The organism is Bradyrhizobium sp. RD5-C2 (assembly GCF_019972155.1).
Taxonomy (GTDB): Bacteria; Pseudomonadota; Alphaproteobacteria; order Rhizobiales; family Xanthobacteraceae; genus Bradyrhizobium.
Map to the genome: position 1 here is coordinate 47,209 of NZ_BOVL01000012.1, position 21,380 is coordinate 68,588.

The 21,380-nt window shown below is 65.7% G+C and carries 20 protein-coding genes; 14 read left to right on the top strand and 6 right to left on the bottom strand.

The window, feature by feature from the left end; translation table 11 throughout:
• Positions 1–87: 87 nt before the first annotated feature.
• From BraRD5C2_RS14495 to BraRD5C2_RS14510, 4 genes are all read left to right on the top strand, one after another.
• Positions 88–1,221 carry a site-specific DNA-methyltransferase gene (locus BraRD5C2_RS14495; RefSeq protein WP_097672884.1) on the top strand — a complete coding sequence of 378 codons (1,134 nt, stop codon included), beginning with the start codon at positions 88–90 and terminating at the stop codon, positions 1,219–1,221.
• Between the two features lie 201 nt (positions 1,222–1,422).
• The gene (locus BraRD5C2_RS14500; protein WP_223969383.1) at positions 1,423–2,991 is read left to right on the top strand and encodes a hypothetical protein; all 1,569 of its coding nucleotides are present in this window, start codon (positions 1,423–1,425) and stop codon (positions 2,989–2,991) included.
• Between the two features lie 105 nt (positions 2,992–3,096).
• On the top strand, positions 3,097–3,420 hold the full coding sequence (locus tag BraRD5C2_RS14505; RefSeq protein ID WP_223969384.1) for a hypothetical protein: 324 nt from the start codon (positions 3,097–3,099) through the stop codon (positions 3,418–3,420).
• 134 nt (positions 3,421–3,554) lie between these two features.
• Positions 3,555–4,241 (top strand): glutathione S-transferase family protein, encoded by a 687-nt coding sequence (locus BraRD5C2_RS14510; RefSeq protein ID WP_223969386.1) that lies wholly within the window; start codon positions 3,555–3,557, stop codon positions 4,239–4,241.
• A gap of 66 nt (positions 4,242–4,307) precedes the next feature.
• On the opposite strand, the gene BraRD5C2_RS39655 is transcribed toward BraRD5C2_RS14510, so the two are convergent.
• Entirely contained in the window at positions 4,308–4,481 is a 174-nt protein-coding gene (locus tag BraRD5C2_RS39655) for a DUF1127 domain-containing protein (protein ID WP_374708002.1), read from the bottom strand.
• A 4-nt stretch (positions 4,482–4,485) separates the two neighbouring features.
• Complete coding sequence (locus BraRD5C2_RS14520; protein WP_223969387.1) at positions 4,486–4,929, bottom strand: nuclear transport factor 2 family protein; 444 nt, start codon at positions 4,927–4,929, stop codon at positions 4,486–4,488.
• A 151-nt stretch (positions 4,930–5,080) separates the two neighbouring features.
• Here BraRD5C2_RS14520 and BraRD5C2_RS14525 point away from each other — a divergent pair, with 151 nt between their 5' ends.
• Positions 5,081–5,995 carry a LysR family transcriptional regulator gene (locus BraRD5C2_RS14525; RefSeq protein ID WP_223969389.1) on the top strand — a complete coding sequence of 305 codons (915 nt, stop codon included), beginning with the start codon at positions 5,081–5,083 and terminating at the stop codon, positions 5,993–5,995.
• A 159-nt stretch (positions 5,996–6,154) separates the two neighbouring features.
• Here BraRD5C2_RS14525 and BraRD5C2_RS14530 read toward each other — a convergent pair whose 3' ends face one another.
• Positions 6,155–6,775, bottom strand: coding sequence for a glutathione S-transferase family protein (locus BraRD5C2_RS14530; RefSeq protein WP_223969391.1), 621 nt, complete (start codon positions 6,773–6,775; stop codon positions 6,155–6,157).
• A gap of 172 nt (positions 6,776–6,947) precedes the next feature.
• Between BraRD5C2_RS14530 and BraRD5C2_RS14535 the strand changes: the two genes are divergently transcribed.
• Positions 6,948–8,216: a flavin-dependent oxidoreductase gene (locus tag BraRD5C2_RS14535; protein ID WP_223969392.1), complete on the top strand. Its 1,269-nt coding sequence runs from the start codon at positions 6,948–6,950 to the stop codon at positions 8,214–8,216.
• 177 nt (positions 8,217–8,393) lie between these two features.
• Here the strand turns inward: BraRD5C2_RS14535 and BraRD5C2_RS14540 are convergent, their stop codons facing one another.
• Complete coding sequence (locus tag BraRD5C2_RS14540) at positions 8,394–8,813, bottom strand: PaaI family thioesterase (RefSeq protein ID WP_223969393.1); 420 nt, start codon at positions 8,811–8,813, stop codon at positions 8,394–8,396.
• Positions 8,814–8,881: 68 nt separating this feature from the next.
• Positions 8,882–9,964, bottom strand: a complete 1,083-nt coding sequence (gene mutY / locus BraRD5C2_RS14545; protein ID WP_223969394.1) for an A/G-specific adenine glycosylase — start codon at positions 9,962–9,964, stop codon at positions 8,882–8,884.
• Positions 9,965–10,194: 230 nt separating this feature from the next.
• On the opposite strand from mutY, the gene BraRD5C2_RS14550 reads away from it, so the two are divergent.
• From BraRD5C2_RS14550 to BraRD5C2_RS14585, 8 genes are all read left to right on the top strand, one after another.
• Positions 10,195–10,674, top strand: a complete 480-nt coding sequence (locus BraRD5C2_RS14550; RefSeq protein WP_223969396.1) for a DUF721 domain-containing protein — start codon at positions 10,195–10,197, stop codon at positions 10,672–10,674.
• Between the two features lie 122 nt (positions 10,675–10,796).
• Positions 10,797–11,453 (top strand): DsbA family protein, encoded by a 657-nt coding sequence (locus BraRD5C2_RS14555; RefSeq protein WP_092124558.1) that lies wholly within the window; start codon positions 10,797–10,799, stop codon positions 11,451–11,453.
• Positions 11,454–11,799: 346 nt separating this feature from the next.
• The gene (smc, locus tag BraRD5C2_RS14560) at positions 11,800–15,264 is read left to right on the top strand and encodes a chromosome segregation protein SMC (protein WP_223969398.1); all 3,465 of its coding nucleotides are present in this window, start codon (positions 11,800–11,802) and stop codon (positions 15,262–15,264) included.
• Positions 15,265–15,410: 146 nt separating this feature from the next.
• A complete protein-coding gene (locus BraRD5C2_RS14565; RefSeq protein ID WP_223969400.1) occupies positions 15,411–16,379 on the top strand; it encodes a small ribosomal subunit Rsm22 family protein in 969 nt (322 codons plus the stop codon).
• A 772-nt stretch (positions 16,380–17,151) separates the two neighbouring features.
• Complete coding sequence (locus BraRD5C2_RS14570; protein WP_092124555.1) at positions 17,152–17,712, top strand: LemA family protein; 561 nt, start codon at positions 17,152–17,154, stop codon at positions 17,710–17,712.
• A 133-nt stretch (positions 17,713–17,845) separates the two neighbouring features.
• Entirely contained in the window at positions 17,846–19,087 is a 1,242-nt protein-coding gene (locus tag BraRD5C2_RS14575) for a M48 family metallopeptidase (RefSeq protein ID WP_223969402.1), read from the top strand.
• A 163-nt stretch (positions 19,088–19,250) separates the two neighbouring features.
• Complete coding sequence (locus BraRD5C2_RS14580; protein WP_092124553.1) at positions 19,251–19,994, top strand: P-loop NTPase family protein; 744 nt, start codon at positions 19,251–19,253, stop codon at positions 19,992–19,994.
• A gap of 130 nt (positions 19,995–20,124) precedes the next feature.
• Complete coding sequence (locus BraRD5C2_RS14585; RefSeq protein WP_223969403.1) at positions 20,125–20,793, top strand: P-loop NTPase family protein; 669 nt, start codon at positions 20,125–20,127, stop codon at positions 20,791–20,793.
• 36 nt (positions 20,794–20,829) lie between these two features.
• Here BraRD5C2_RS14585 and BraRD5C2_RS14590 read toward each other — a convergent pair whose 3' ends face one another.
• Complete coding sequence (locus BraRD5C2_RS14590; RefSeq protein ID WP_223969405.1) at positions 20,830–21,369, bottom strand: adenine phosphoribosyltransferase; 540 nt, start codon at positions 21,367–21,369, stop codon at positions 20,830–20,832.
• Between the last annotated feature and the right edge of the window lie 11 nt (positions 21,370–21,380).

Here is a 21,380-nt window from a genome sequence, read left to right on the forward strand (position 1 = left end):
TTTTTACTTTGCCGGGTCAATGTGACGCCAGTCGGTTGTTTAGTCCCGCGTCGCCGACAGCGTCGCCTGAGTCAGAGTTCTTGAGTCATGGTAGTGTCGCGTCGCGGGGCGTCTGCAAGGGCGCCCCGCACTAAATTTGAGAGTGCCCCGTCGAGCCACATCGTCATTGGCGATTGCGTGGCCGAGTTGTCGAAGCTTCAGGCCGGCTCGGTCGACCTGGTCTTCGCGGATCCTCCCTACAATCTGCAGCTCAAGGGTGATCTCAAGCGCCCCGACGAGTCGCATGTCGATGCCGTCAACGACGACTGGGACAAGTTCTCGTCGTTCGCTGCCTATGACGATTTCACCCGCGCCTGGCTGCTGGCCTGCCGCCGCGTGATGAAGCCGTCGGCAACGCTGTGGGTGATCGGCTCCTATCACAATATCTTCCGCGTCGGCGCGATCATGCAGGACCTCGGCTTCTGGCTCCTGAACGACATCGTGTGGCGCAAGTCCAATCCGATGCCGAATTTCCGCGGCCGCCGCTTCACCAACGCGCACGAGACCATGATCTGGGCCGCGCGCGACGAGAAGGCCAAGGGCTACACCTTCAATTACGAAGCGCTGAAGGCGTCCAATGAGGACGTGCAGGCGCGCTCCGACTGGCTGATCCCGCTGTGCACCGGCGAGGAACGCCTCAAGGGCGACGACGGCAAGAAGGTCCATCCGACGCAGAAGCCCGAGCAGCTGCTCGCCCGCGTGCTGCTGTCGTCGTCGAAGCCCGGCGATCTCGTGATCGATCCGTTCAACGGCACCGGAACGACAGGCGCGGTCGCCAAACGACTCGGCCGCAACTATATCGGCTTCGAGCGCGACCGGACCTATGCCGCCGCCGCCGAAGCCCGCATCGCCGCGATCGAGCCGCTGCCGGCCGAGACCTTGGCCCCGTTCATGACCGCTCGCGAGGCGCCGCGTGTGGCATTCTCCGAACTGATCGAACGCGGCATGATCGTGCCCGGCGCCAAACTCGTCGATGCCAAGAAGCGCCATGGCGCCCTGGTGCGCGCCGACGGCGCCATCATGCTCGGCGACAAGGTCGGCTCGATCCACCGCATCGGCGCGGTCGCGCAAGGCTCCGGCGCCTGCAACGGCTGGACCTTCTGGCACGTCGAGACCAAGACCGGCCTCAGGCTGATCGACGAACTGCGCGCCGAGATCCGCTCCGGAATGGCGGTGGGCTGAACGGCCGCCGTGTTGCGGCGCTTCGCGTTCGCGGCGGCAGCCGCCGCACCTCGCCTCGCAGGATGAGACGAGATGGCATTGTTCAATCTGCTTTATCTCCTGGTCTTCCTCCGCGGCGCGATCATCTACGCGCTGACGCTAATTCCGATCATCATCGGTCTGCTGCTGCTCCGCCGCTGCAGGGCTGGCTGGGCGCTGATCGTGGTGGGGCTGGTGACGCCGGGCTACTTCGCCGGGCAGTGGATGCTCGCTCGATCACTCGCCGCCACGCGGGCAGCGGACATCGCATCGTGGCCGCGTGCAGGCCTGAGCGCCGACGGTCGTCCGCGCGTGCTGATCGTTCAGAGCACCCGGCGAGATGTCGAGCCGTTCGTGCACTTCCTCGCCGAAACCGGACTGTTCGAGGTCTATGCCGTGTATGGCAGCCGCTACGAGGTGGCCACCCAGAAAAGATGGCGCCTCGAGGTCTCGGCGCGCGACGACTGCCGCAAGAGGCGCACCGAGCGCGACGAGATGGTGGTGCTGACCGGATGGCGCAGCTGCGCCGTCGCCGTGCCAGCCGACAAGGTACCGGGCGACGGGCTCGTGTTCTACGCCGATACATTCGCAGCGCCGCATTCCTGGATCACGACGCATCGCGACTACACCACACCCGTCGCCTGGACACTCGAGCTCGCGCTGCACCAGGGCGCCGATGAGCGCATGGTCGCATACGACGAGTTCATCGGCTTCCCCGAGATGCATTTTCACTTGGTCGCCGGACCTGTCATGCGGCCACGCGAAGCGCCGCGGTACCGGGCCGTCGTCGGCTCGCAAATCGCGGCACCGGAGCCGGGCCAGTTCCTGTTGAAAGCGCTCGGTATCGACGAGCGCAGCATCGTGCCGCCGCAGGCGCTGAGCATCGAGGAACAGCGCGTGCTGGCCGATCAGCTCAGCGCGAGCAGCCAGCCGGACGACACGCAGCGCGCCGTCGAGGTGATTGCGGCCGCGCCGCTCGACCAGGGCCTTTGGGCGACGATGCGCCGCCTCGCCGCCGATCCCACGACCTCGGTGCAAATGAAGCTGCGCAACCAGGTGGGTTGGTGCGAGAAGGTCGAGCGGCTGACGCGCTATCGCAATGCGCTGGCCGAGGCATGTGCCGCCAATTCGGTCCCGGCCGACACATGCGGCCTGGTCGGACATCCGGCACAGTGGATGCATTACTGCGCCGACGACGCACGGCCGGTCTGGCGCAGCGACGACCCGCCGGCGCGGCGCGTATTCATCGCCAACATCCTGGACGGCCAGAAGACCTCGGTCCTGCTGCCGCGTCCCGCGATCGCCCATGAAGTGCGGATACCTGCCGACCGCGGGGCGCTCGACATCGTGGTCCGCAACCAGAATCCGAGCATCGTCGTCTTCACCGGCGCGACATCCTGCATCGGACGGCTCACCGTCCTTGCCGACCAGTTTAACAGCATTCCCGGCGTCGTCGGCGTCGATCCGTCGCGCATCAGGTTCGTGGCTCCGGTGGGAAGCGGCAGCTGGATCAATCCCGCGGCGCCCTTTTCAGGGGATTTTGCCGCGCTCCTCGGAATCAAGCCGGACGCGACCCTGCTCCATCATAAGGGCGACATCGACCTTGCCGAATCCATCGCACAGGACAGGACGGCGCCGCCCTGCGCGCAGGGGGGGCTGCCGAGCGGCGGCCGGCTCAAAATCGACACCAGCCAGATCATCACCATGCCGACCATTCTGCCCTTCGTCAGGCCCGGCAACGCCGCGCGCTGAGCGCGCCGAGAATGCAGACCAGCCATTTGCTTTTTGTTGGCCAGGCAGCAATGCCGTGGCCTAGGATGGTGCGGCTGTCAGTCACCCGTTTCGATTGGTCGCCCGATGCGAAGACAATCCGAGACCTTGCTGCTGGTGCCGCTGTTGCCGATCTTCCTGCTCGGCATGTTTCCGATGCTGCTGATCGGCTTGCTCGGATTCTTCGGCCTGATCATTTTCGGCATCCTGCTGGTCTGCGTCGGCCTCACGCTCGCCCTCGAGGCGCATGGCGAGTTCAATGAAGAGATCATCGTGCACGGCTTTGCCCGCGGCTCGGAGCGCGCGACACAGCTTTCCAACCTGCACGCCGCGACCCGTTCCGCCGCCGTGCTGGACGTCGCGGGCGTTGCGCTGATCGTCGCGGGTATCCTGGGCTTCTTCTGGGGCTGACCAGCGCGACACGCGACCCTGATTCACAAACTCGTCGCTTGCGCATTGCAGCGAATTTTGCGCATGAGGGGCCAAGCGGCCCTCGCCCGCCGCGTCCCGATTTCGCCGGTCACAAGAACCAAGGGAGTCCCTTCATGATCAAATTCTATTTCAATGGCGCGCCGAACCCGAACAAGGTTGCCCTGTTCCTGGAAGAATCCGGCCTGCCGTTCGAGGCGATCCCGGTCGACACACGCAAGGGCGAGCAATTCGCGCCTGAATTCCTCAAGGTCAACCCGAACGGCAAGGTGCCGGCGATCGACGATGACGGGGTGCTGGTGTTCGATAGCAACGCCATCCTGCTCTACCTCGCCGAGGAGAACGGCAAGTTCCTGCCCGCCAACACGCCGGCCAACCGTGCCGCGACGCTGTCCTGGTTGATGTTCATCGCGACCGGCCTCGGTCCGTATTCCGGCCAAGCGGTGCATTTCAAGCATTTCGCGCCGAAGGACCTCGACTACGCCAACAACCGCTACCAGTACGAGGCACATCGCCACTACAAGATCCTCGACGATCATTTGGCAAAGTCGCGCTACATGGTCGGCGACAGCTACACGATCGTCGACATGGCGTTCTGGGGCTGGGCGCGGATGGCGCCGTTCATCCTCGGCGAGGAAGGCTACGCGAAGTATCCGAACGTGAAGCGGCTGGTCGACGAGATCTCGGCCCGGCCAGCGGCGGCGCGCGCGATCGCGCTGAAGGACAAGCACACCTTCAAGGCGGAGATGGACGACTCGGCCCGCGACATCATGTTCGGCCACCTCAAGTCCAAGGTGGCGTAAGCCGTCCCTCAACGCTGCGCAGGGTGGGCGCGCTTCCGCGCTGCCCACCCTGACCATTTTCGCATCTTACGGCGGCCAGTACCTGCCGTTGTCGTACCGGCCTTGACGGGCGATGTCGGCGCGGCAGACGCCGATGTCCTGCCGTTCGCGTTCACTCACGGCGGCAAGTTGCCGCCATGCGCGCCGGTTCTCACGCCACTGCCAGATCCAGGCCAGCGCTGCCGCGACTGCGGCCGTCAGTGCTTCAACCCGCCGCGCGAACCGCGGCCGCCGGAAACGGACCGAGCGCCTTCTCGGTCAGCACCGAGTCGCAATATTCCCGCACCTCCTTGATCTTGCCGCCGTCGAAGCGAAACACCATGCAATAGTCGTTGTCGTAACGCTGGCCTTCCCTGGTAAGGTTGTTGCCCTTGGCCTCGACCACGACGATATCTCCGTCGGCGATGATGCGATGGGCGACGGTGCGGGTCCGTTCCACCAGCCTGGAGCGGACCGTGCCGTGCAGATCATTCATGATCGACTGCTTGCCGGTGAAGGTGCGCGACCAGGAATATTGCCCGGTCACGGTCCAGATCGCATCGTCGGCAAGCGTCGCCATGAACAGCGATTTCTCGCGCACCGCGGGATCGGGATTGCTCGCGACCACGAATATCTCCTGCACCAGTTTCTTGTTGTCGGCTGCGCTCATGGCGCGTCTCCTTGCGATGGGTTGGCTCTGATTTCAGGCATTTCCTCAAGTGAAGCGTTGTTCGCTTCGCGTGAGAACGCCTTGCCTCCCGATCATGCGGCGCCGGCGCACATTCTTCCAATCGATAGGTGGTATGATATATATTCACCTAATGAATTTGAATTCGCTTGACCTCAATCTGCTGGTCGCGCTCGACGCCCTGCTGCGCGATGCCAATGTCAGCCGCGCCGCGATGCGGCTCAACCTGTCGCAGCCGGCGACCAGCCACGCGCTGCAGCGGCTGCGCGACCTGATCGGCGATCCGCTGCTGGTGCGCAACGGCGCGCGGATGGAGCTGACGCCGCGGGCGCAGGCGCTGCGTTCGCCGCTGGCGCAGGCGCTCGACCAGGTGCGCACGCTGTTCGTCTCCGACGATTTCGACCCGGCGCGCAGCGAGCGGCATTTCCGCCTGATGATGCCCGACCTCGCCGTCGAGCTGCTGATGCCGCCGCTGATGGAGAAGGTGACGCAGCTGGCGCCGAACGTCACCATCGACGTCGTGCCGTGGCGGAGCTCGACGATCTTCACGCCCGACTTTGCCCGCACCATCGATCTCGTGATCTCGATCGGCAATTCCTTCAAGGGATTTCACCGCCAGCGGCTCTACACCGACATCGATGCGCTGGCAGTGCGGCGCGGCCATCCCGCCGGCGCCAGGCTCAGGAAGCGCGAAGCGTTCCTCGCGGCACGGCACGTCGCGGTGATCATCCGTGGCCACAACGAGGACCTGATCGACACCTGGCTGCGCGCCAAGGGCATCCAGCGCCGGATCGCGCTGGTGGTGCCGGGCTATATCGAGGCGCTGCACGTCACTGCGCGCACCGACCTCGTCGCCTTCGTGCCGCGCCGGCTGATCTCCGCGCTGGCGAAACAACTATCGCTGGTGACGGTGACGCCGCCGCTCGATCCCGGGATCGACGAGCAGCATATGTTCTATCCGACACGGGCCCAGATGGATCCCGGTTCGATCTGGCTGCGCCGGCTAATGCTGGAGACCGGACGGGAGCTGGAGACGCGGAAGGTGTGACGGCGCTCTCTCTCCATGCGTCGTCCCGGCGAAGGCCGGGACCCATAACCACCGCCGTTCGCTATCGCGCACGGCGGCGGCCCCAGCGTCGTACCACAAGCGAGATTTGTGGTTATGGGTCCCGGCCTTCGCCGGGACGACACCGAATTATTAGCGGCCTTACACCTTCTGTTCTGCCAGTACCTTCTGCACCGCCGGCCGCTGCTCCATCGCGGCGCGATGCGCCTTCACCTTGGGCAGGGTCGCGATGTCGACGCCGTCGCCATCGAGCCAGAGCGCGAGCGTGTAGAGATAGGCGTCGCCGACCGTATAGTCCTCGCCCATCACCCACGGGCCCTTCAGCATGTCGCGCTCGATCAGGTTGAAGCAGGTGGCCATGGTCTTCGGGACCATCGCCTTCATGTCGGCGAACGACGTCTCCTGGGTTGCCCAGCGCGCGCCGCGCATCTTGTGGGCGTGGCAGACATGCACGGTCGAGCAGAGGTAGGAATTGAAGGCCTGCAGCTTCGCGAATGCGAAGGCGTCGTCGAGCGGCGCGAGCTTCGCCTGCGGATAGGTCTGCGCGATGTAGGCCAGCATCGCCGGCGTCTCGGTGAGCACGCCGTGGTCGGTCATCAGCGACGGCACCCGGCCCTTCGGATTGATCTTCAGATATTCCGGGCTGTTCTGCTGGTTGACCTTGAAATCGAGCCGCTCGACCGAATAGGGCGCGCCGGCCTCGGCCAGCGCGATGTGGGACGCGAGCGCGCAGGTGCCGGGGGCGGTGTAGAGCTTGAGCATGTCGTTGTCCTCTGCGGGCCTTGTCGGTTCGTTGCGAACCCGGCCTGGCTTGTTATGAGATGCAGCGGACGTTAGCGGCAGCACCCGTTGCCGTCCACCCCGTGCGGTGCCGCGGACCTTGCCCGCAGCGGGGCCGCCATGCGATGACCATGGCCAATCGAGAGGGCTTTTGATGACTGTGCTGATTGCAGGTGGCGGAATTGGCGGGCTGACGCTGGCGCTCAGCCTGCACCAGATCGGCGTGCCCTGTCGCGTCTTTGAGAGCGTGCCCGAGCTGAGGCCGCTCGGCGTCGGCATCAACGTGCTGCCGCATGCGGTGCGCGAATTGATCGAGCTCGGCCTGCACGATGTGCTCGACGCATCAGCGGTGCGCACGCGCGAGCTCGCCTATTTCTCCAAGCACGGCAAGCCGATCTGGAGCGAGCCGCGCGGGCTCGAGGCCGGCTATAAATGGCCGCAGTTCTCCATCCATCGCGGCCGGCTGCAGCAGCTGCTGCTCGATGCCGCGACCGAGCGGCTGGGCGCTGCGAACATCCTGACCAGCCATCATCTTACCGGCTGGACCGAGACCACCGACGGCGTCCGCGCCGACTTCATCGACAAGGCGACCGGCAAGCCCGCCGGCAGCTATGACGGCGCGGTGCTGATCGCCGCCGACGGCATCCATTCGGCGGTGCGCGAAAAACTCTATCCGCAGGAAGGTCCGCCGATCTGGAACGGCCGCATCCTGTGGCGCGGCATCACCCGCGGCAATGCCTTCCTGACCGGCCGCACCATGATCATGGCCGGCCACGAGACCCTGAAATTCGTCTGCTATCCGATCTCGAAGGAGGCCGGCGTCGACGGCAAGTTCGACATCAACTGGGTCGCCGAGCGCCATATGCCGCCGACCTATCAGTGGCGCCGCGAGGACTATAACCGCACCGCAAAGCTCGACGAGTTCCTGCCGTGGTTCGAGAACTGGAATTTCGACTGGCTCGACGTGCCCGGCCTGATCCGCAACTGTCCGCATGCCTACGAATATCCGCTGGTCGATCGCGATCCGATCGCGCAATGGACCTTCGGCCGCGTCACGCTGATGGGCGACGCCGCGCATCCGATGTACCCGATCGGCTCCAACGGCGCCTCGCAGGCGATCCTCGATGCGCGCACGCTGACGCGCGAGATTTTGGCGCATGGCCCGACGCGGGCGGCGCTGTCAGCCTATGAGGCCGAACGGCGCCCGGCGACGACCGACCTCGTGATGCTGAACCGCCGCAACGGCCCGGAGCAGGTGATGCAGCTGGTCGAGGAGCGCGCACCCAACGGCTTTGGCGTCGTCACCGAGGTGCTGTCACAGCAGGAACTGGAAGACATCGCCGCCAACTACAAGCGCGTCGCCGGCTTCCAGGTCGAGGGGCTGAACGCCAAGCCGCCGATCGTGCAGCGGGCGGGTGCGTAAGCGCTGCATGACTTGAAGCAGCTTAATATCCCGTCATCCTGAGGAGCCGCGAAGCGGCGTCTCGAAGGATGAACGGCCCGGCTGGCGGCCGTCGACCCTTCGAGGCTCGCCCAGCGGTGCAAGTGCACCGCAAGGCTCGCACCTCAGGGTGACGGAACGGCCTGTAGCGAGCAGTCCCTATCGCAGCGCCCGCGCCGCCTCGACCAGCCGAATGCCGCTGCTCGCCGTCGCAAGCAATGTGCCATCCGCGGCGGTCAGCCGGCCCTCGACGAAGGCGATGGTCTTGCCGAGCTGCGTCACCGTCGCCTCGCCGGTGATCGGTCCGGGCTTCGCCGGTGCGAGAAAATTGACGGTCATCGTGATCGTCGTGGTGAACAGCCTGCCCTCGGTCATGATGAACACCGCCGGCCCCATCGTGTCGTCGAGCATCGAAGACAGCATGCCGCCCTGGATGAAGCCGGCCGGATTGCAGAAATCTTGCTTGCCGTCGAACACGATCCTGATCCAGCCGTCCTGCGGACGTGCGTCAGCCACGCGCCAACCCAGCAGCTTTGCGACTGGCGGCATCGGGATGCGGTCGAGTGCGGTTGCAATCATGGCGGCCTCCGTTTTGGACGTCGTAGCCGAGACCTGCTGCCAGCATGGTGTCAGCAGGTCGTCTCCCCCTAGAGATCCAGCCCGTGGGCGATAGCCTTGCGCATCACGTTGGGAAACGCCTCGCCGTCCAGCGTCGCCACCGGCACCCAGCGCATGCCGGCCGGCGCGCGCGTGCGTTGCGGCACGCTGGCCGTGTAGACCACGAGCTCGAGCGGAAAGTGCGTGAACACATGCGTGACCACGCCGGTCTTGCGGTGCCAGCGCATGACGCCCTTGAGCTCGGGCGCCTGCGCCAGCGCGGCGGCATCCACCTGCCCGGCCAGCCATTGCGATCCCGGCACTTCGGTCATGCCGCCGAGCAGGCCCTTTTCCGGGCGCGAGCGCACCAAAAGCTCGCCGCCCCGCGTCACCACGAAGGCGGCGCCGCGGCGCAGCGCGCCGCTCTTCTTCGGCGCCTTGCGCGGGAACGTCTCCTGGTCGCCGCGGGCGCGGCCTGCGCAATCGTCATTCAGCGGACATAATGCGCAGGCCGGCTTCTTCGGCGTGCAGATGGTAGCACCGAGATCCATCAAGGCCTGAGCACTGTCCCCGGCGCGAGAGTTCTCGTCGCCGGCGCGAGAGGGCCCAAGCAATGTCGCCGCCATCTCCTTGATCAGCGGCTTGGCCTGCGGCAGCGCCGCCTCGATGGCGTAGAGCCGGCTGACTACGCGCTCGATATTGCCGTCGACCGGCATGGTGCGGCGGTCGAAAGCGATCGCGGCGATCGCCGCCGCGGTGTAGGGCCCGATGCCCGGCAGCGCGCGCAGCCCGTCCTCGGTGTCCGGAAACACCCCGCCATGGTCGCCCAGCACTGCAACCGCGCAGGCGTGCAGGTTGCGCGCCCGTGAATAGTAGCCGAGCCCGGCCCACATCCTGAGGACATCGTCGAGCGAGGCGCGGCCGAGCGCTGACACGTCGGGCCAGCGCGACAGGAACTTCTCGAAATACGGTCCGACTGCCCGGACCGTGGTCTGCTGCAGCATGATCTCGGACAGCCAGACACGGTACGGATCGGCCCGCGCCCCCGCCTCCGCACGCCACGGCAGCCGCCGGCGATGCCGGTCATACCAGGCCAGCAGCCGGGCCGGGCGGTCGGCTTGCTGATCGGTCATTTTGGTCTTGGCGGCCGCGCGAGAGCTCATGATGTTACTTTAGGACAAATCTTGCCCCGTCATGGGCGGGCTTGACCCGGGCATCCACGTCTTTCTTTGTCCGGGGAAACAAAGGCGTGTATGGCCGGGACATAGGCGAGCGGAAGCGACGCCGTCCTTCGGACGGCTAAGCCCGGCGACGACGGAAGGAACGTTCCTCACACGAATTGCGGGATGCTATAACCCTACCCATGCCCAGACCCGGCCCGATCAGCGCAAAGCCCCTGTCGATCCTGCTCAGCGACGTCTTCACCGACGCCTATGCCAAGCAGGGCTTTGCCGCTCGCGAACTGGTGACGCGCTGGACCGAGATCGCCGGCGAGCGGATCGCGGCCTATTGCGAGCCCCTGAAGATCCAGTGGCCTCGGCCGGTCGAGGGGCAGCCGCAGGAGCCGGCCACGCTGGTGCTGCGGGTCGAGGGGCCGATGGCGCTGGAGATCCAGCATTCCTCCGACGTCATCCTGGAGCGGGTGAACCGCTTCTTCGGCTGGCACGCGGTCGGCCGCCTGACGATCCGGCAAGCGCCGCTTTCGCGGCGCGCCCCCCCGACCCGGCCGCGCCCGCCCGACGCCAAAGCCGTAGCCCGGGAGGCGGCAAATCTTGCAGCCGTTGAGGACGATGATCTGCGCGCCGCGCTGGCCCGGCTGGGTGCCTTGATCAAGCGAAATTGACGCTTTTCGCAGGCACGGCCGCAAGACCCCGGCATTGCCACAATGGTCGTTTCAAGCTAGCGAAGGCTTCTTTTCGGGACCCCCTTCATTCTGGCGTGAATGCGCCAATCCGGGAGCTGACCTTGATCATCACGCGCCGCGCTTTCACCACCGCTCTCTCGCTGACCGGGCTTGCCGCTCTCGCCGGGCTGTCGCCGCTGCGCCTGATCACGGACGCGTTCGCGCAGACCGCCGCCGAGGTCGCCAAGCCGCAGTCGCTGCCGGACATGGGGCTCGGCCCGGCGGACGCCAAGGTGACCATCATCGAATACGCCTCGATGACCTGCCCGCACTGCGCCAATTTCAACGAGACGGTGTTCCCGAAGATCAAGTCGACCTACATCGACTCGGGCAAGGTCCGCTACGTGTTCCGCGAATTCCCGCTCGACATCAAGGCCGCCGCCGGCTCGATGCTGGCGCGCTGCATCGCCAAGGACGACGCACCGAAGTTCTTCGCCGTGATCGACCTGCTGTTCCGCCAGCAGAACGACTGGGTGGTCAAGAACACCACCGAGACGCTGACGCGGATCGGCAAGCAGGCCGGCCTCAGCCAGCAGCAGGTCGAGGACTGCCTGAAGGATCAGACGCTGCTCGACAAGATCGCCGCCGACCAGAAATACGCCAACGACGTGCTGAAGGTGAACTCGACGCCGACCTTCTTCGTCAACGGCGAGATGCTGAAGGGCGAGACCTCGTTCGAGGAGTTCAGCAAGCACATCGATCCGCTGCTGAAGAGCTGATCACGCACCCGCGAATCCGACGTCGTCGTGCCCGCGTTCGAGTCGCGGCACGATAACTGTGGATGATTTGCGATCACCGCATGCGGCCGTCGCATAATTTGGTTGTTGAAAACCTGATTCGCGCGATGCGAATCTTGGAGGACATGCAGGGGCCACAAAACCCCTGTAAATCCCCTGCAAATCCCTTGGGAAAAGCTTGGTCAAGCGGTTGCCCTGACGCACTCGCATCGCCATTGTCGCCGCTCATGAGAGCTGCACGCAGCTATTCACCCCAGACACCGACATTGCCATCCATGGTATTGTCACGGCAGGGAGATTCGCGCCCGGCCAAACGAGATTTGTGTACATGAAGCTCACGCGCCTCCGCCTGCACGGTTTCAAGTCGTTCGTTGAACCCACCGATTTCATGATCGAGCCGGGCCTGACCGGCGTTGTCGGACCGAACGGCTGCGGCAAATCCAATCTGGTCGAAGCGCTGCGTTGGGCGATGGGCGAAACCTCGCACAAGTCGCTGCGTGCCGCCGACATGGATGCGGTGATCTTCGCCGGTTCCGGCAACCGCCCGGCGCGCAACCACGCCGAAGTCGTGATGACGATCGACAATTCCGATCGCTCGGCGCCGGCCGCTGTCAACGACAGCCAGTTGCTCGAAATCTCCCGCCGCATCGAGCGCGAGGCCGGCTCGGTGTACCGCATCAACGGCCGCGACGTGCGCGCCCGCGACGTCCAGATCCTGTTCGCCGACGCCGCCACCGGCGCGCGGTCGCCGGCACTGGTCCACCAGGGCAAGATCGGCGAGATCATTCAGGCCAAGCCCGAGCAGCGCCGCCGCGTGCTGGAAGACGCCGCCGGCGTCGCCGGCCTGCATGCCCGCCGCCACGAGGCGGAACTGCGGCTGAAGGCGGCCGAAACCAACCTCACCCGCGTCGAGGACGTGATCGGCCAGCTCACCGGCCAGATGGAAGGCCTGAAGAAGCAGGCCCGCCAGGCGATTCGTTACCGCGAGGTCGCGGCCAAGGTACGCAAGTCCGAGGCCATGCTGTTCCATCTGCGCTGGATCGGGGCCAATGCCGACGTCAACGACGCCGGGCGGACGCATGATCTCGCCGTGCGCGAGATGGCGGAGCGCACCCAGCATCAAGCGGAAGCCGCGCGTATCCAGGCGATCCGCGCCACCGAGCTGCCGGCGCTGCGCGATGCCGAGGCGCGCGCCGCCGCCGGCCTGCAGCGCCTGACCAATGCGCGCGAGATGCTCGATCGCGAGGAACAGCGCGCCAAGGAACGCGTCGGCGAGCTCGATCGCCGCCTCACCCAGTTTGCCCAGGACATCGCGCGCGAGCAGCAGCAGACCTCCGATGCCGACATCGCGTTGCAGCGGCTCGACACCGAAGACGCCGAGCTGAAGGAAGAGATCAAGTCGCGGGTCGAGAAGCGCTCCGGCGTCGACGAGCGCGTCTCCGAGGCCGAGGAGATCCTGGCCGCGACCGAGCGCCAGTTCTCCGAGCTGACCACGCAGCTCGCCGACCTCACCGCCAAGCGCAACCAGCTCGAAGCCGGCGTGCGCACGCATCGCGACCGGCTGGCCCGGCTCGATCAGGAGATCGCCAACGTCCAGGCCGAGGAAACCAAGCTCGCGCAGGAGACCGGAAATCTCGGCGACATCGATGCGCTCGCCGCCGCCATGGAGATGGCGCAGCAGACGCTCGCCGAGTCCGAGGCGGCCGTGCAGGAGAGCGAGGCGCATCACGCCGCCGCACGGCAGACGCTGGAATCCTCCCGTAATCCGCTCGCCGAGGCCGAGAAGCGCGTGCAGCGGCTCGAGACCGAAGCCCGCACCATCTCCAAGCTCGTCACCAGCGAGACCAAGAATCTGTGGCCGCCGATCATCGACGGCATCACGGTCGCCAAGGGCTACGAAAAGGCGATCGGCGCCGTGCTCGGCGACGACCTCGACGCGCCCGTGGATTCGTCTGCGCCGATGCGCTGGACCAATGTCGGCGAAGCCGCTGATGATCCTGCGCTGCCGGATGGCGTCGAGCGGCTGGCCGATCACGTCCAGGCGCCGCCGGAACTGGCGCGACGTCTGGCCCAGATCGGCGTGGTGGCCAAGGAACGCGGCGCGGCGCTGGTGTCGCAGCTGAGGACCGGCCAGCGGCTGGTGTCGCTCGAAGGCGACGTCTGGCGCTGGGACGGCTTTGTCGCCGACGCCCATGCCCCGACCGGCGCGGCCCGCCGCCTCGCCGAGCGCGCCCGTCTGGTCGACATCGAGCATGAGCTGGAACAGGCCCGCATCGATGCCGCCGCCAAGCGCCAGGCGCTGGAGACGGCTGAAGAAGAATTGCGCTCGGCATCCGCCGCCGAGGGTGCCTCGCGCGAAGCCGTGCGTGCCGCCCGCCGCGAAACCGACGCCGCCCGTGAGCGCCATGCCGCGACCGAACGCGAGATCAATCGCCACTCTGCGCGCAAATCGGCGCTGACCGAGGCGCACAGCCGCGTCGCCGCCGACCGCGCCGAAGCCGAAGCGGCCCATGAGAACGCAGTTGCCGCGCTGTCCGAACTGCCGCCGGGCGTGGAGACCGAAGCCCAGCTCGCCGCGGTTCGCGCCGAGATCGACAACCAGCGCCGTGCCGCGGCGCAAGTCCGCGCCGAGGCGCAGGCGCTCGCCCGCGAGGCCGAGCTCGCCGACCGCCGCGTGCAGGCCATCGTTGCCGAACGCAACGAGTGGCAGAGCCGCAAGACCAGCGCCGCCTCGCAGGTCGGGACCATCGAAGAGCGCATCGCCGAGGTGTCGGCCGAGCGCGAGGAACTGGCCAACGCGCCGGAAGTGTTCGCCGAGAAGCGCAGCGCGCTGATCACGGAGATCGAGCACGCCGAGGGTGATCGCCGGATCGCCGCCGATGCGCTGGCGACGGCGGAAGCCGCGATGGCGGAAACCGATCGTGTCGCCAAGGCTACGCTCGAAGCCCTCTCCTATTCCCGTGAGGCAACCGCGCGTGCCGAAGAACGCATGGAAGGCACCCGCCGCCGCCTCGCCGATATCGAGCGCGAGATCCACGATATGCTCGAGGTCGAGCCGCAGGCGGTCGTCGGCCTCGCCGAGATCGAGCCCGGCCAGGAGCTGCCGCCGGTCACGCAGGTCGAAGAAGAGCTCGAAAAGCTGCGACGCGACCGCGAGCGCCTAGGCGCGGTCAATCTGCGCGCCGAGGAAGAGTTGAAGGAAGTCGAGACCCAGCACACCGCGCTGACCACCGAGCGCGACGACCTGGTCGAGGCGATCAAGCGGCTGCGGCAGGGTATCCAGAGCCTCAACCGCGAAGCGCGCGAGCGCCTGCTGACCTCGTTCGAGACCGTCAACAACCACTTCAAGCGGTTGTTCACCGAGCTGTTCGGCGGCGGCGAGGCCGCGCTGCATCTGATCGAGAGCGACGATCCGCTCGAAGCCGGCCTCGAGATCATCGCCAAGCCGCCCGGCAAGAAGCCGCAGACGCTGTCGCTGCTGTCAGGCGGTGAGCAGGCGCTGACGGCGCTCGCGCTGATCTTCGCGGTGTTCCTGACCAACCCGTCGCCGATCTGCGTGCTGGACGAAGTCGATGCGCCGCTCGACGACCACAACGTCGAACGATTCTGCACCCTGCTGAACGAGATGACCTCGTCGACGGAAACCCGCTTCATCATCATCACGCACAATCCGATCACGATGGCGCGGATGAACCGGCTGTTCGGCGTCACCATGGCCGAGCGCGGCGTGTCGCAGCTGGTGTCGGTCGACCTGCAGGGCGCGGTCGATATCCTCGACCAGAACGTGGCGTAACGCTACGTCGAAGCACCTCGGACTTGAGGCGAGGCCTCTCGGCCCCGTCATTGCGAGGCGCGACAGCGACGAAGCAATCCACGCCTCCACAAGCGGCGCGATGGATTGCTTCGCTCTGCTCGCAATGACGTGCGATAGTATAGCGGATGACCTCACCCGATCTCCCCGCTGAACTGCGTGCCGCCCTCAACGCCAGGCTCGAAGGCCTGTCGCGCAACGACGCGGCCGGTCGCGCGGCGATCATCTCACAGACGTACCGCGAGGGCGGCGGCTCCGGGACGATCCGGACCGAGACCGATGCGCTGGCCTATGCGCTGGCACGGATGCCCGCAACCTATGCGGCCGTGGTGGCGAGCCTCAATGCACTGACAGAGATCCGGCCGGACTTCGCGCCGGCGAGCCTGCTCGATGTCGGCGCCGGCCCCGGGACCGCTACCTGGGCGGCCTCCCAGACGTTCACGTCGCTGCGGGGCTTCACCCTGCTCGACGCCAATGGCGCGTTGAGAACGCTGGCGCAGGAGCTTTTTCAACGCACCGCACGCCTGCACGACACCAGCTACCAACTCGGCCAAGCCCGCGCCTTGCTGGACAAGGCCGACCCCGCCGACCTCGTCGTCGCCAGCTACATGATCGGCGAGCTCGGCGAGTCCGAGCGCGCGGCACTGACCGACGCGCTGTGGTCCAAAGCGCGCGACACGCTATTGGCCGTCGAACCCGGCACGCCCGCGGGCTATGCGCGGATCATCGCACTGCGCGCACGCTTGATCGCCGCCGGCGCGCATGTCACAGCCCCCTGTCCGCATGATGGCGCCTGCCCGCTGGTCACGCCCGACTGGTGCCATTTCTCGCAGCGCCTGCAACGCTCGCGCGCGCACAAGCAGGTCAAGGGCGCCGACGCCCCGTTCGAGGACGAGCGCTTCGCCTATGTCGCGCTGAGCCGCGCGCGCGTTGAGAACCGGCCATCGCGCGTACTGGCGCAACCGGATGCCGGCAAGGTCGAGGTCGCGGCCAAGCTCTGCACGCCCGAGGGCGTTGTTGTCACAAAAGTGCCGCGGCGCGCGAAGGCCGATTACGCCCGGGCCCGGCGCTGGCGCTGGGGCGACGCGACCGGCTGATATTCGCGTTTATCCTTGAGCATCTCCTGCCGCAATGCCAAGTTGCAGATCCTGCCTACGCACCATTGGCCGCCTGAACGGAACGTAGCCATCATGGCTCAGCACGAGCCCAGCGGATCATCCAAGACAATCGTGTTCGTGTCGGACGGCATTGACATACGATGGGGGCTATGGACTATCGCCGTCGCAATTTCCGCGCTCGCGGCCATCATTAGGAAGACGATCGATCCTTCCGCAGATCAAGCCCGGACATTCGCAATACTCGTATTGCTCGGCTGCATCGTCGGCCTCGGCATCGTCCGGCGATGGACCGTCCCAATCGATCCGCATGACCGGAGAATGACGATCGTAAGATCCTTGGCTCTGCGATGGACCGGCGTCGTGCTGCGGACCGAAGTCATTGAGCACTGCTCGTTCGACGAATGCAGTGAAGTCGGAATCCTGACGTATACGGGATACGGTGGGCCAGTGGAGCTGGTCCCGCACCGACGTGATTGTCGACTTCAAGCGGGGCGGCAGGCACAGGATTCCGGTGCAATCGTGGTCGCTGGACGAAGCCAGTCGGCTCGCCGCGGAATTGTCTGCAGCGACTGGAATACCCCTGCAAAGTGGGGTCGGCCAAGCGCCTGCGGCCGAGCGCTGGTCAGCTTCGAGTTGAACCTAGCCGGGGGACCGGCCGACCAACTCATGCCCACCTTTTCGCGGCGGGCTGCCCTGCGCCCCGATCTTGGGCTACGGTGCCGCCGTCTCGTCCATCAGGAGCTGCCCTGCCATGTCGACCAGCTGGATCGTTATCGGCGTCATCGTCCTTCTCGTGCTGTTTGCGTTCGGCGCCTACAACCGGCTTGTCGCGCTCGGCCAGCGCGTCAGCCAGGCCTTTGCCGACATCGATGTGCAGCTCAAGCAGCGCCACGATCTGATCCCGAACCTGGTCGAGACCGTGAAGGGCTATGCCGCACATGAGCGCGGCACGCTCGACGACGTCATCAAGGCACGCAACTCGGCGATCTCGGCACAGGGGCCGGCCCAGGTCTCGGCGGCGGAGAACCAGCTCTCCGGCGCGCTCGGCCGGCTGATCGCGCTATCGGAGGCCTATCCGGACCTCAAGGCCAACGCCAATTTCCAGCAGCTCGCCTCGGAGCTTTCCGATCTCGAGAACAAGATCGCCGCCAGCCGCCGCTTCTTCAACAACGCGGTCCAGGAATACAACACCGGCATCCAGCAGATGCCGGCCGCCCTGTTCGCCGGCATGTTCGGCTTCACCCGCAAGGATTTCTTCGACCTCGGCGCCAGCCGCACGGAGGTCGAGGCGGCACCGAGCGTGAAGTTCTGATCAGCATGGCATCCAGCCAGCTCTGTCATTCCGGGGCGATGCAAAGCATCGAACCCGGAGTCTCGATCGACCAAGAAACCTCTGGATTCCGGGTTCACGCCGTTGGCGTGCCCCGGAATGACGATGGTTAGTCATGGCCGCCTATGGTCTCTACACGCATATCGCATCGAACAAGTTTCGTTCGATGCTGTTGCTTGCCGGCCTGTTCCTGCTGATCTACGTGCTGGTGTATGCCGGCGCGCTGGTCGCGGAGGTGATGATCGATAGTGGCCGCACGGCCGACTACTATCTGACCCATGCCTCGCGCGATCTGGTCTCGGCCTTCCCATGGGCGACGATCGCGGCGGTGGCCTGGATCGTGATCGCCTATTTCTTTCACCAGAAGATGATCGACGCCGTCACCGGCGGCGAAAGCGTGACGCGGCAGCAGCAGCCGCGGCTCTACAATCTCTTGGAAAACCTCTGCATCTCGCGCGGCATCCCGATGCCGAAGCTGAAGGTGATGGACAGCCCGGCGCTGAACGCGTTCGCGACCGGACTGAACCCGCGGCAATATTCCATCACGGTCACCACGGGTCTCCTGAAGGCGCTTGATGACCAGGAGATCGAGGCCGTGCTCGGCCACGAGCTCACCCATATCAAGAACGGCGACGTGCAGCTGATGGTGGTCGCCGTGATCATCGCCGGCGTGGTCGGCTTCTTCGGCGAGCTGTTCTTCCGCCTGTTCACAAATCTGTCGTGGAGCGGCGGCGGCGGAGGTGGCTGGTCGTCCTCGTCATCCTCCCGATCGTCGTCATCCTCGTCGGACCGCGACAGCAAGGGCTCGGGCGGCGGCGCGATCGTCGTGATCATCATCGCGGTCGCGCTGATCGTGCTGGCCTGGCTGCTGTCGCAGGTGGTCAAGCTCGCGCTGTCGCGCTCGCGCGAATTTCTCGCCGATGCCGGATCGGTCGAGCTGACGAAAAATCCCGATGCGATGATCTCGGCGCTGCGCAAGATCGAGAACCGCGGTGAGTTGCCGGGCGCCACCTCGGCGGTGATGGAACTCTGCGTCGACAATCCGCGCGAGGGTTTTGCCGACCTGTTTGCCACCCACCCGTCGGTGAAGTCCCGGGTCGATGCCCTGGTGAAATATGCCGGCGGCCACGACCCCGGACCGCTAGCGCTGCCGGATGAGACGTTGGACGCGACGGAGCCGCAGGACCAGCCGTCCACGGCAGGCGACCAGCCCCCGCCGGTGACCCATGGCCCGTGGGGTGACACGCAGCCTGCACAACCGAACAATCCGCCGCCGCTGCCCGGCACCGGCCCCAGGCAGGGACCGTTTGGTCCGCTCCAGGGACCGCTTCAAGGCCCTTGGGGCCGGCACCGCTGATCGTGCCCTAGGTTACTCAGTCCATTAAGGAAATCCCTACCAAACCCAATGTGGGCACCTTAAGGAATTGAATTCTCCCTCGTTTCTGCCATGTTCGCGCCCAAAGCAGTGTGGGGACTTGCCGATCGCCATCGCGGTCGGGAGCGCGCTTTAAGGGACTTCCATGGCAAAGCCGGTTGTGATCGTGGTGGGCGCTGACAAGGGCGGGGTCGGCAAGACCACCGTCTCGCGGACGCTCCTGGACTATTTCAGTGCCAACAATGTGCAGACCCGGGCGTTCGACACCGAGTCGCCGCGCGGCACGCTGAAGCGCTTCCATCCCGACATCACCGAGATCGTCGACATGACGACGACCGCGGACCAGATGAAGATCTTCGATACGCTGAACGCCGGTTCCTCGGTCACCGTGATCGACGTCCGCGCCGGCCTGTTGTCGCCCGCGCTGGCCTCGCTGCGCGATATCGGCTTCCTCGACGCGGCGCGCTCCGGCCAGATCACCTTCGCCGTGTTCCACATCCTGGGCCCGTCGATCGCCTCGCTGGACGAGATCGCCGAGACCGCCAACTTCATGAGCGGCGCGAAGTATTTCCTGGTGAAGAACTTCATCAACGACACTCAGTTCTTCCAGTGGGACCAGGCCACCTACAATTCGTACTTCCACCGCATCAAGGATGCCGTGGACCTCACCATCCCGAAGCTCAACGAAATGGCCTACGAGCAGGTCGAGGTCTCCTCGGTTCCGTTCCTGAAATTCGTTGCCAACAAGGGCATCAACGACGACGCCGCAAACTACTCCTTCGTGCTGCGCGGCTATGTCCGGCACTGGCTTGCGAACGTCTGGAGCGAGTTCGACCGGATCAAGCTGACCGACCTGGTCGGCGCCAAGGCGGCCAAGGGCGAAAAATAGTCGCGCGCAAAGGCGACCGAAAGTCGCGCCCGGCCGCAGCGAAGAGTCGCGCCCGGGGAAGCGAAAAAAGTCGCGCGCAAGGCGGCGATGGGGCTGGATTAGGCGAAAATTTGGCCTGATATAGCGGGCGATGTCGTCCACGCCCGTTTACATCATCTGCTCGCCCCGCCCGCAGGTCGGCAAGACGCTGATCGCGCGGCTGCTCGGCGAATTCCTGCTGCTCAAGAACGGCGATGTCGTCTGCTACGACATCAACCTGAAGGAGCCGTCGCTGCTCGACTACCTGCCGCGGATCACGGAAACCGCCGATGTGATCGACACCTACGGCAAGATGCAGCTGATGGACCGCGTCATCGTCAATGACGGCATCGGCAAGGTGATCGACCTCGGCTACCACGCCTTCGACGAATTCTTCAGAATGTGCGACCAGATCGGGCTGATGAAGGAGGCGCTGCGCCGCCGCGTCTCGCCGGTCATCCTGTATGTCGCCGATACCGACCGCGCCTCGGTGCACGGCTACCAGACGCTGCAGGGCATGATCCCGCCGAACGCGCTCATCGTGATCGACAATGAATTCGTGGTGCGCGGTGAGCTGCCGCCCGTCATGACCGCCAGCCGGGTGCTGCGCTTCCGGGCGCTGCCGGTGTTCCTGAAGACCTATATCGACCGGCTGACCTTCTCCTTCACCGGCTATCTGCGCCAGGAGAGGGACTCGTCCACCGAGCTGCATCAGTGGATCCGGAAGAACTACACCACATTCCGCGATCTCGAGCTGAGCATACTGCTGCAGCGGGGATGACCGTCGTCCCGGCGAAGGCCGGGACGACGCGTGGCGCTAGTGCCCTTCGAACGCCATCAGCGTGCGCACCGGAACGTCCATCGCGCGCAGCTTGGCGGCGCCGCCCAGATCGGGCAGGTCGATGATGAAGCAGGCGGCGACGATGTTGGCGCCGATCTGGCGCAGCAGCTTCACCGCGCCCTCCGCGGTGCCGCCGGTCGCGATCAGATCGTCGACCAGGATCACGCGCTCGCCGGGCTGCACGGCGTCGGCATGCATCTCCATCTCGTCGATGCCGTATTCCAGCGAGTAGGCGATCCGCACCGTGGTGTGCGGCAGCTTGCCCTTCTTGCGGATCGGCACGAAGCCGGCGGAGAGCTGATGCGCCACTGCGCCGCCGAGGATGAAGCCGCGCGCCTCGATGCCTGCGACCTTGTCGACCTTCGCCCCCGCCCAGGGATGCACCAGCTCATCCACCGCGCGGCGGAAAGCGCGGGCATCGGCGAGCAGTGTCGTGATGTCGCGAAACAGGATGCCCTTCTTCGGATAATCCGGGATGGTGCGAACGGTCGCCTTGATGTCGTGGTCGAAGGTCATTGGTCTCGCAA

What these genes read in the sequence shown, in the direction of transcription:
- BraRD5C2_RS14530 (WP_223969391.1), bottom strand. Translation starts at nt 6,775, where the DNA reads ATGCTCAAGCTCTACACCGCCCCCGGCACCTGCGCGCTCGCGTCCCAC.
- BraRD5C2_RS14510 (WP_223969386.1), top strand. Translation starts at nt 3,555, where the DNA reads ATGATCAAATTCTATTTCAATGGCGCGCCGAACCCGAACAAGGTTGCC.
- BraRD5C2_RS14565 (WP_223969400.1), top strand. Translation starts at nt 15,411, where the DNA reads ATGACCTCACCCGATCTCCCCGCTGAACTGCGTGCCGCCCTCAACGCC.
- BraRD5C2_RS14535 (WP_223969392.1), top strand. Translation starts at nt 6,948, where the DNA reads ATGACTGTGCTGATTGCAGGTGGCGGAATTGGCGGGCTGACGCTGGCG.
- BraRD5C2_RS14495 (WP_097672884.1), top strand. Translation starts at nt 88, where the DNA reads ATGGTAGTGTCGCGTCGCGGGGCGTCTGCAAGGGCGCCCCGCACTAAA.
- BraRD5C2_RS14590 (WP_223969405.1), bottom strand. Translation starts at nt 21,369, where the DNA reads ATGACCTTCGACCACGACATCAAGGCGACCGTTCGCACCATCCCGGAT.
- BraRD5C2_RS14525 (WP_223969389.1), top strand. Translation starts at nt 5,081, where the DNA reads ATGAATTTGAATTCGCTTGACCTCAATCTGCTGGTCGCGCTCGACGCC.
- BraRD5C2_RS14585 (WP_223969403.1), top strand. Translation starts at nt 20,125, where the DNA reads ATGTCGTCCACGCCCGTTTACATCATCTGCTCGCCCCGCCCGCAGGTC.
- BraRD5C2_RS14550 (WP_223969396.1), top strand. Translation starts at nt 10,195, where the DNA reads ATGCCCAGACCCGGCCCGATCAGCGCAAAGCCCCTGTCGATCCTGCTC.
- mutY (WP_223969394.1), bottom strand. Translation starts at nt 9,964, where the DNA reads ATGACCGATCAGCAAGCCGACCGCCCGGCCCGGCTGCTGGCCTGGTAT.
- smc (WP_223969398.1), top strand. Translation starts at nt 11,800, where the DNA reads ATGAAGCTCACGCGCCTCCGCCTGCACGGTTTCAAGTCGTTCGTTGAA.
- BraRD5C2_RS14505 (WP_223969384.1), top strand. Translation starts at nt 3,097, where the DNA reads ATGCGAAGACAATCCGAGACCTTGCTGCTGGTGCCGCTGTTGCCGATC.
- BraRD5C2_RS14575 (WP_223969402.1), top strand. Translation starts at nt 17,846, where the DNA reads ATGGCCGCCTATGGTCTCTACACGCATATCGCATCGAACAAGTTTCGT.
- BraRD5C2_RS14580 (WP_092124553.1), top strand. Translation starts at nt 19,251, where the DNA reads ATGGCAAAGCCGGTTGTGATCGTGGTGGGCGCTGACAAGGGCGGGGTC.
- BraRD5C2_RS14570 (WP_092124555.1), top strand. Translation starts at nt 17,152, where the DNA reads ATGTCGACCAGCTGGATCGTTATCGGCGTCATCGTCCTTCTCGTGCTG.
- BraRD5C2_RS14520 (WP_223969387.1), bottom strand. Translation starts at nt 4,929, where the DNA reads ATGAGCGCAGCCGACAACAAGAAACTGGTGCAGGAGATATTCGTGGTC.
- BraRD5C2_RS14540 (WP_223969393.1), bottom strand. Translation starts at nt 8,813, where the DNA reads ATGATTGCAACCGCACTCGACCGCATCCCGATGCCGCCAGTCGCAAAG.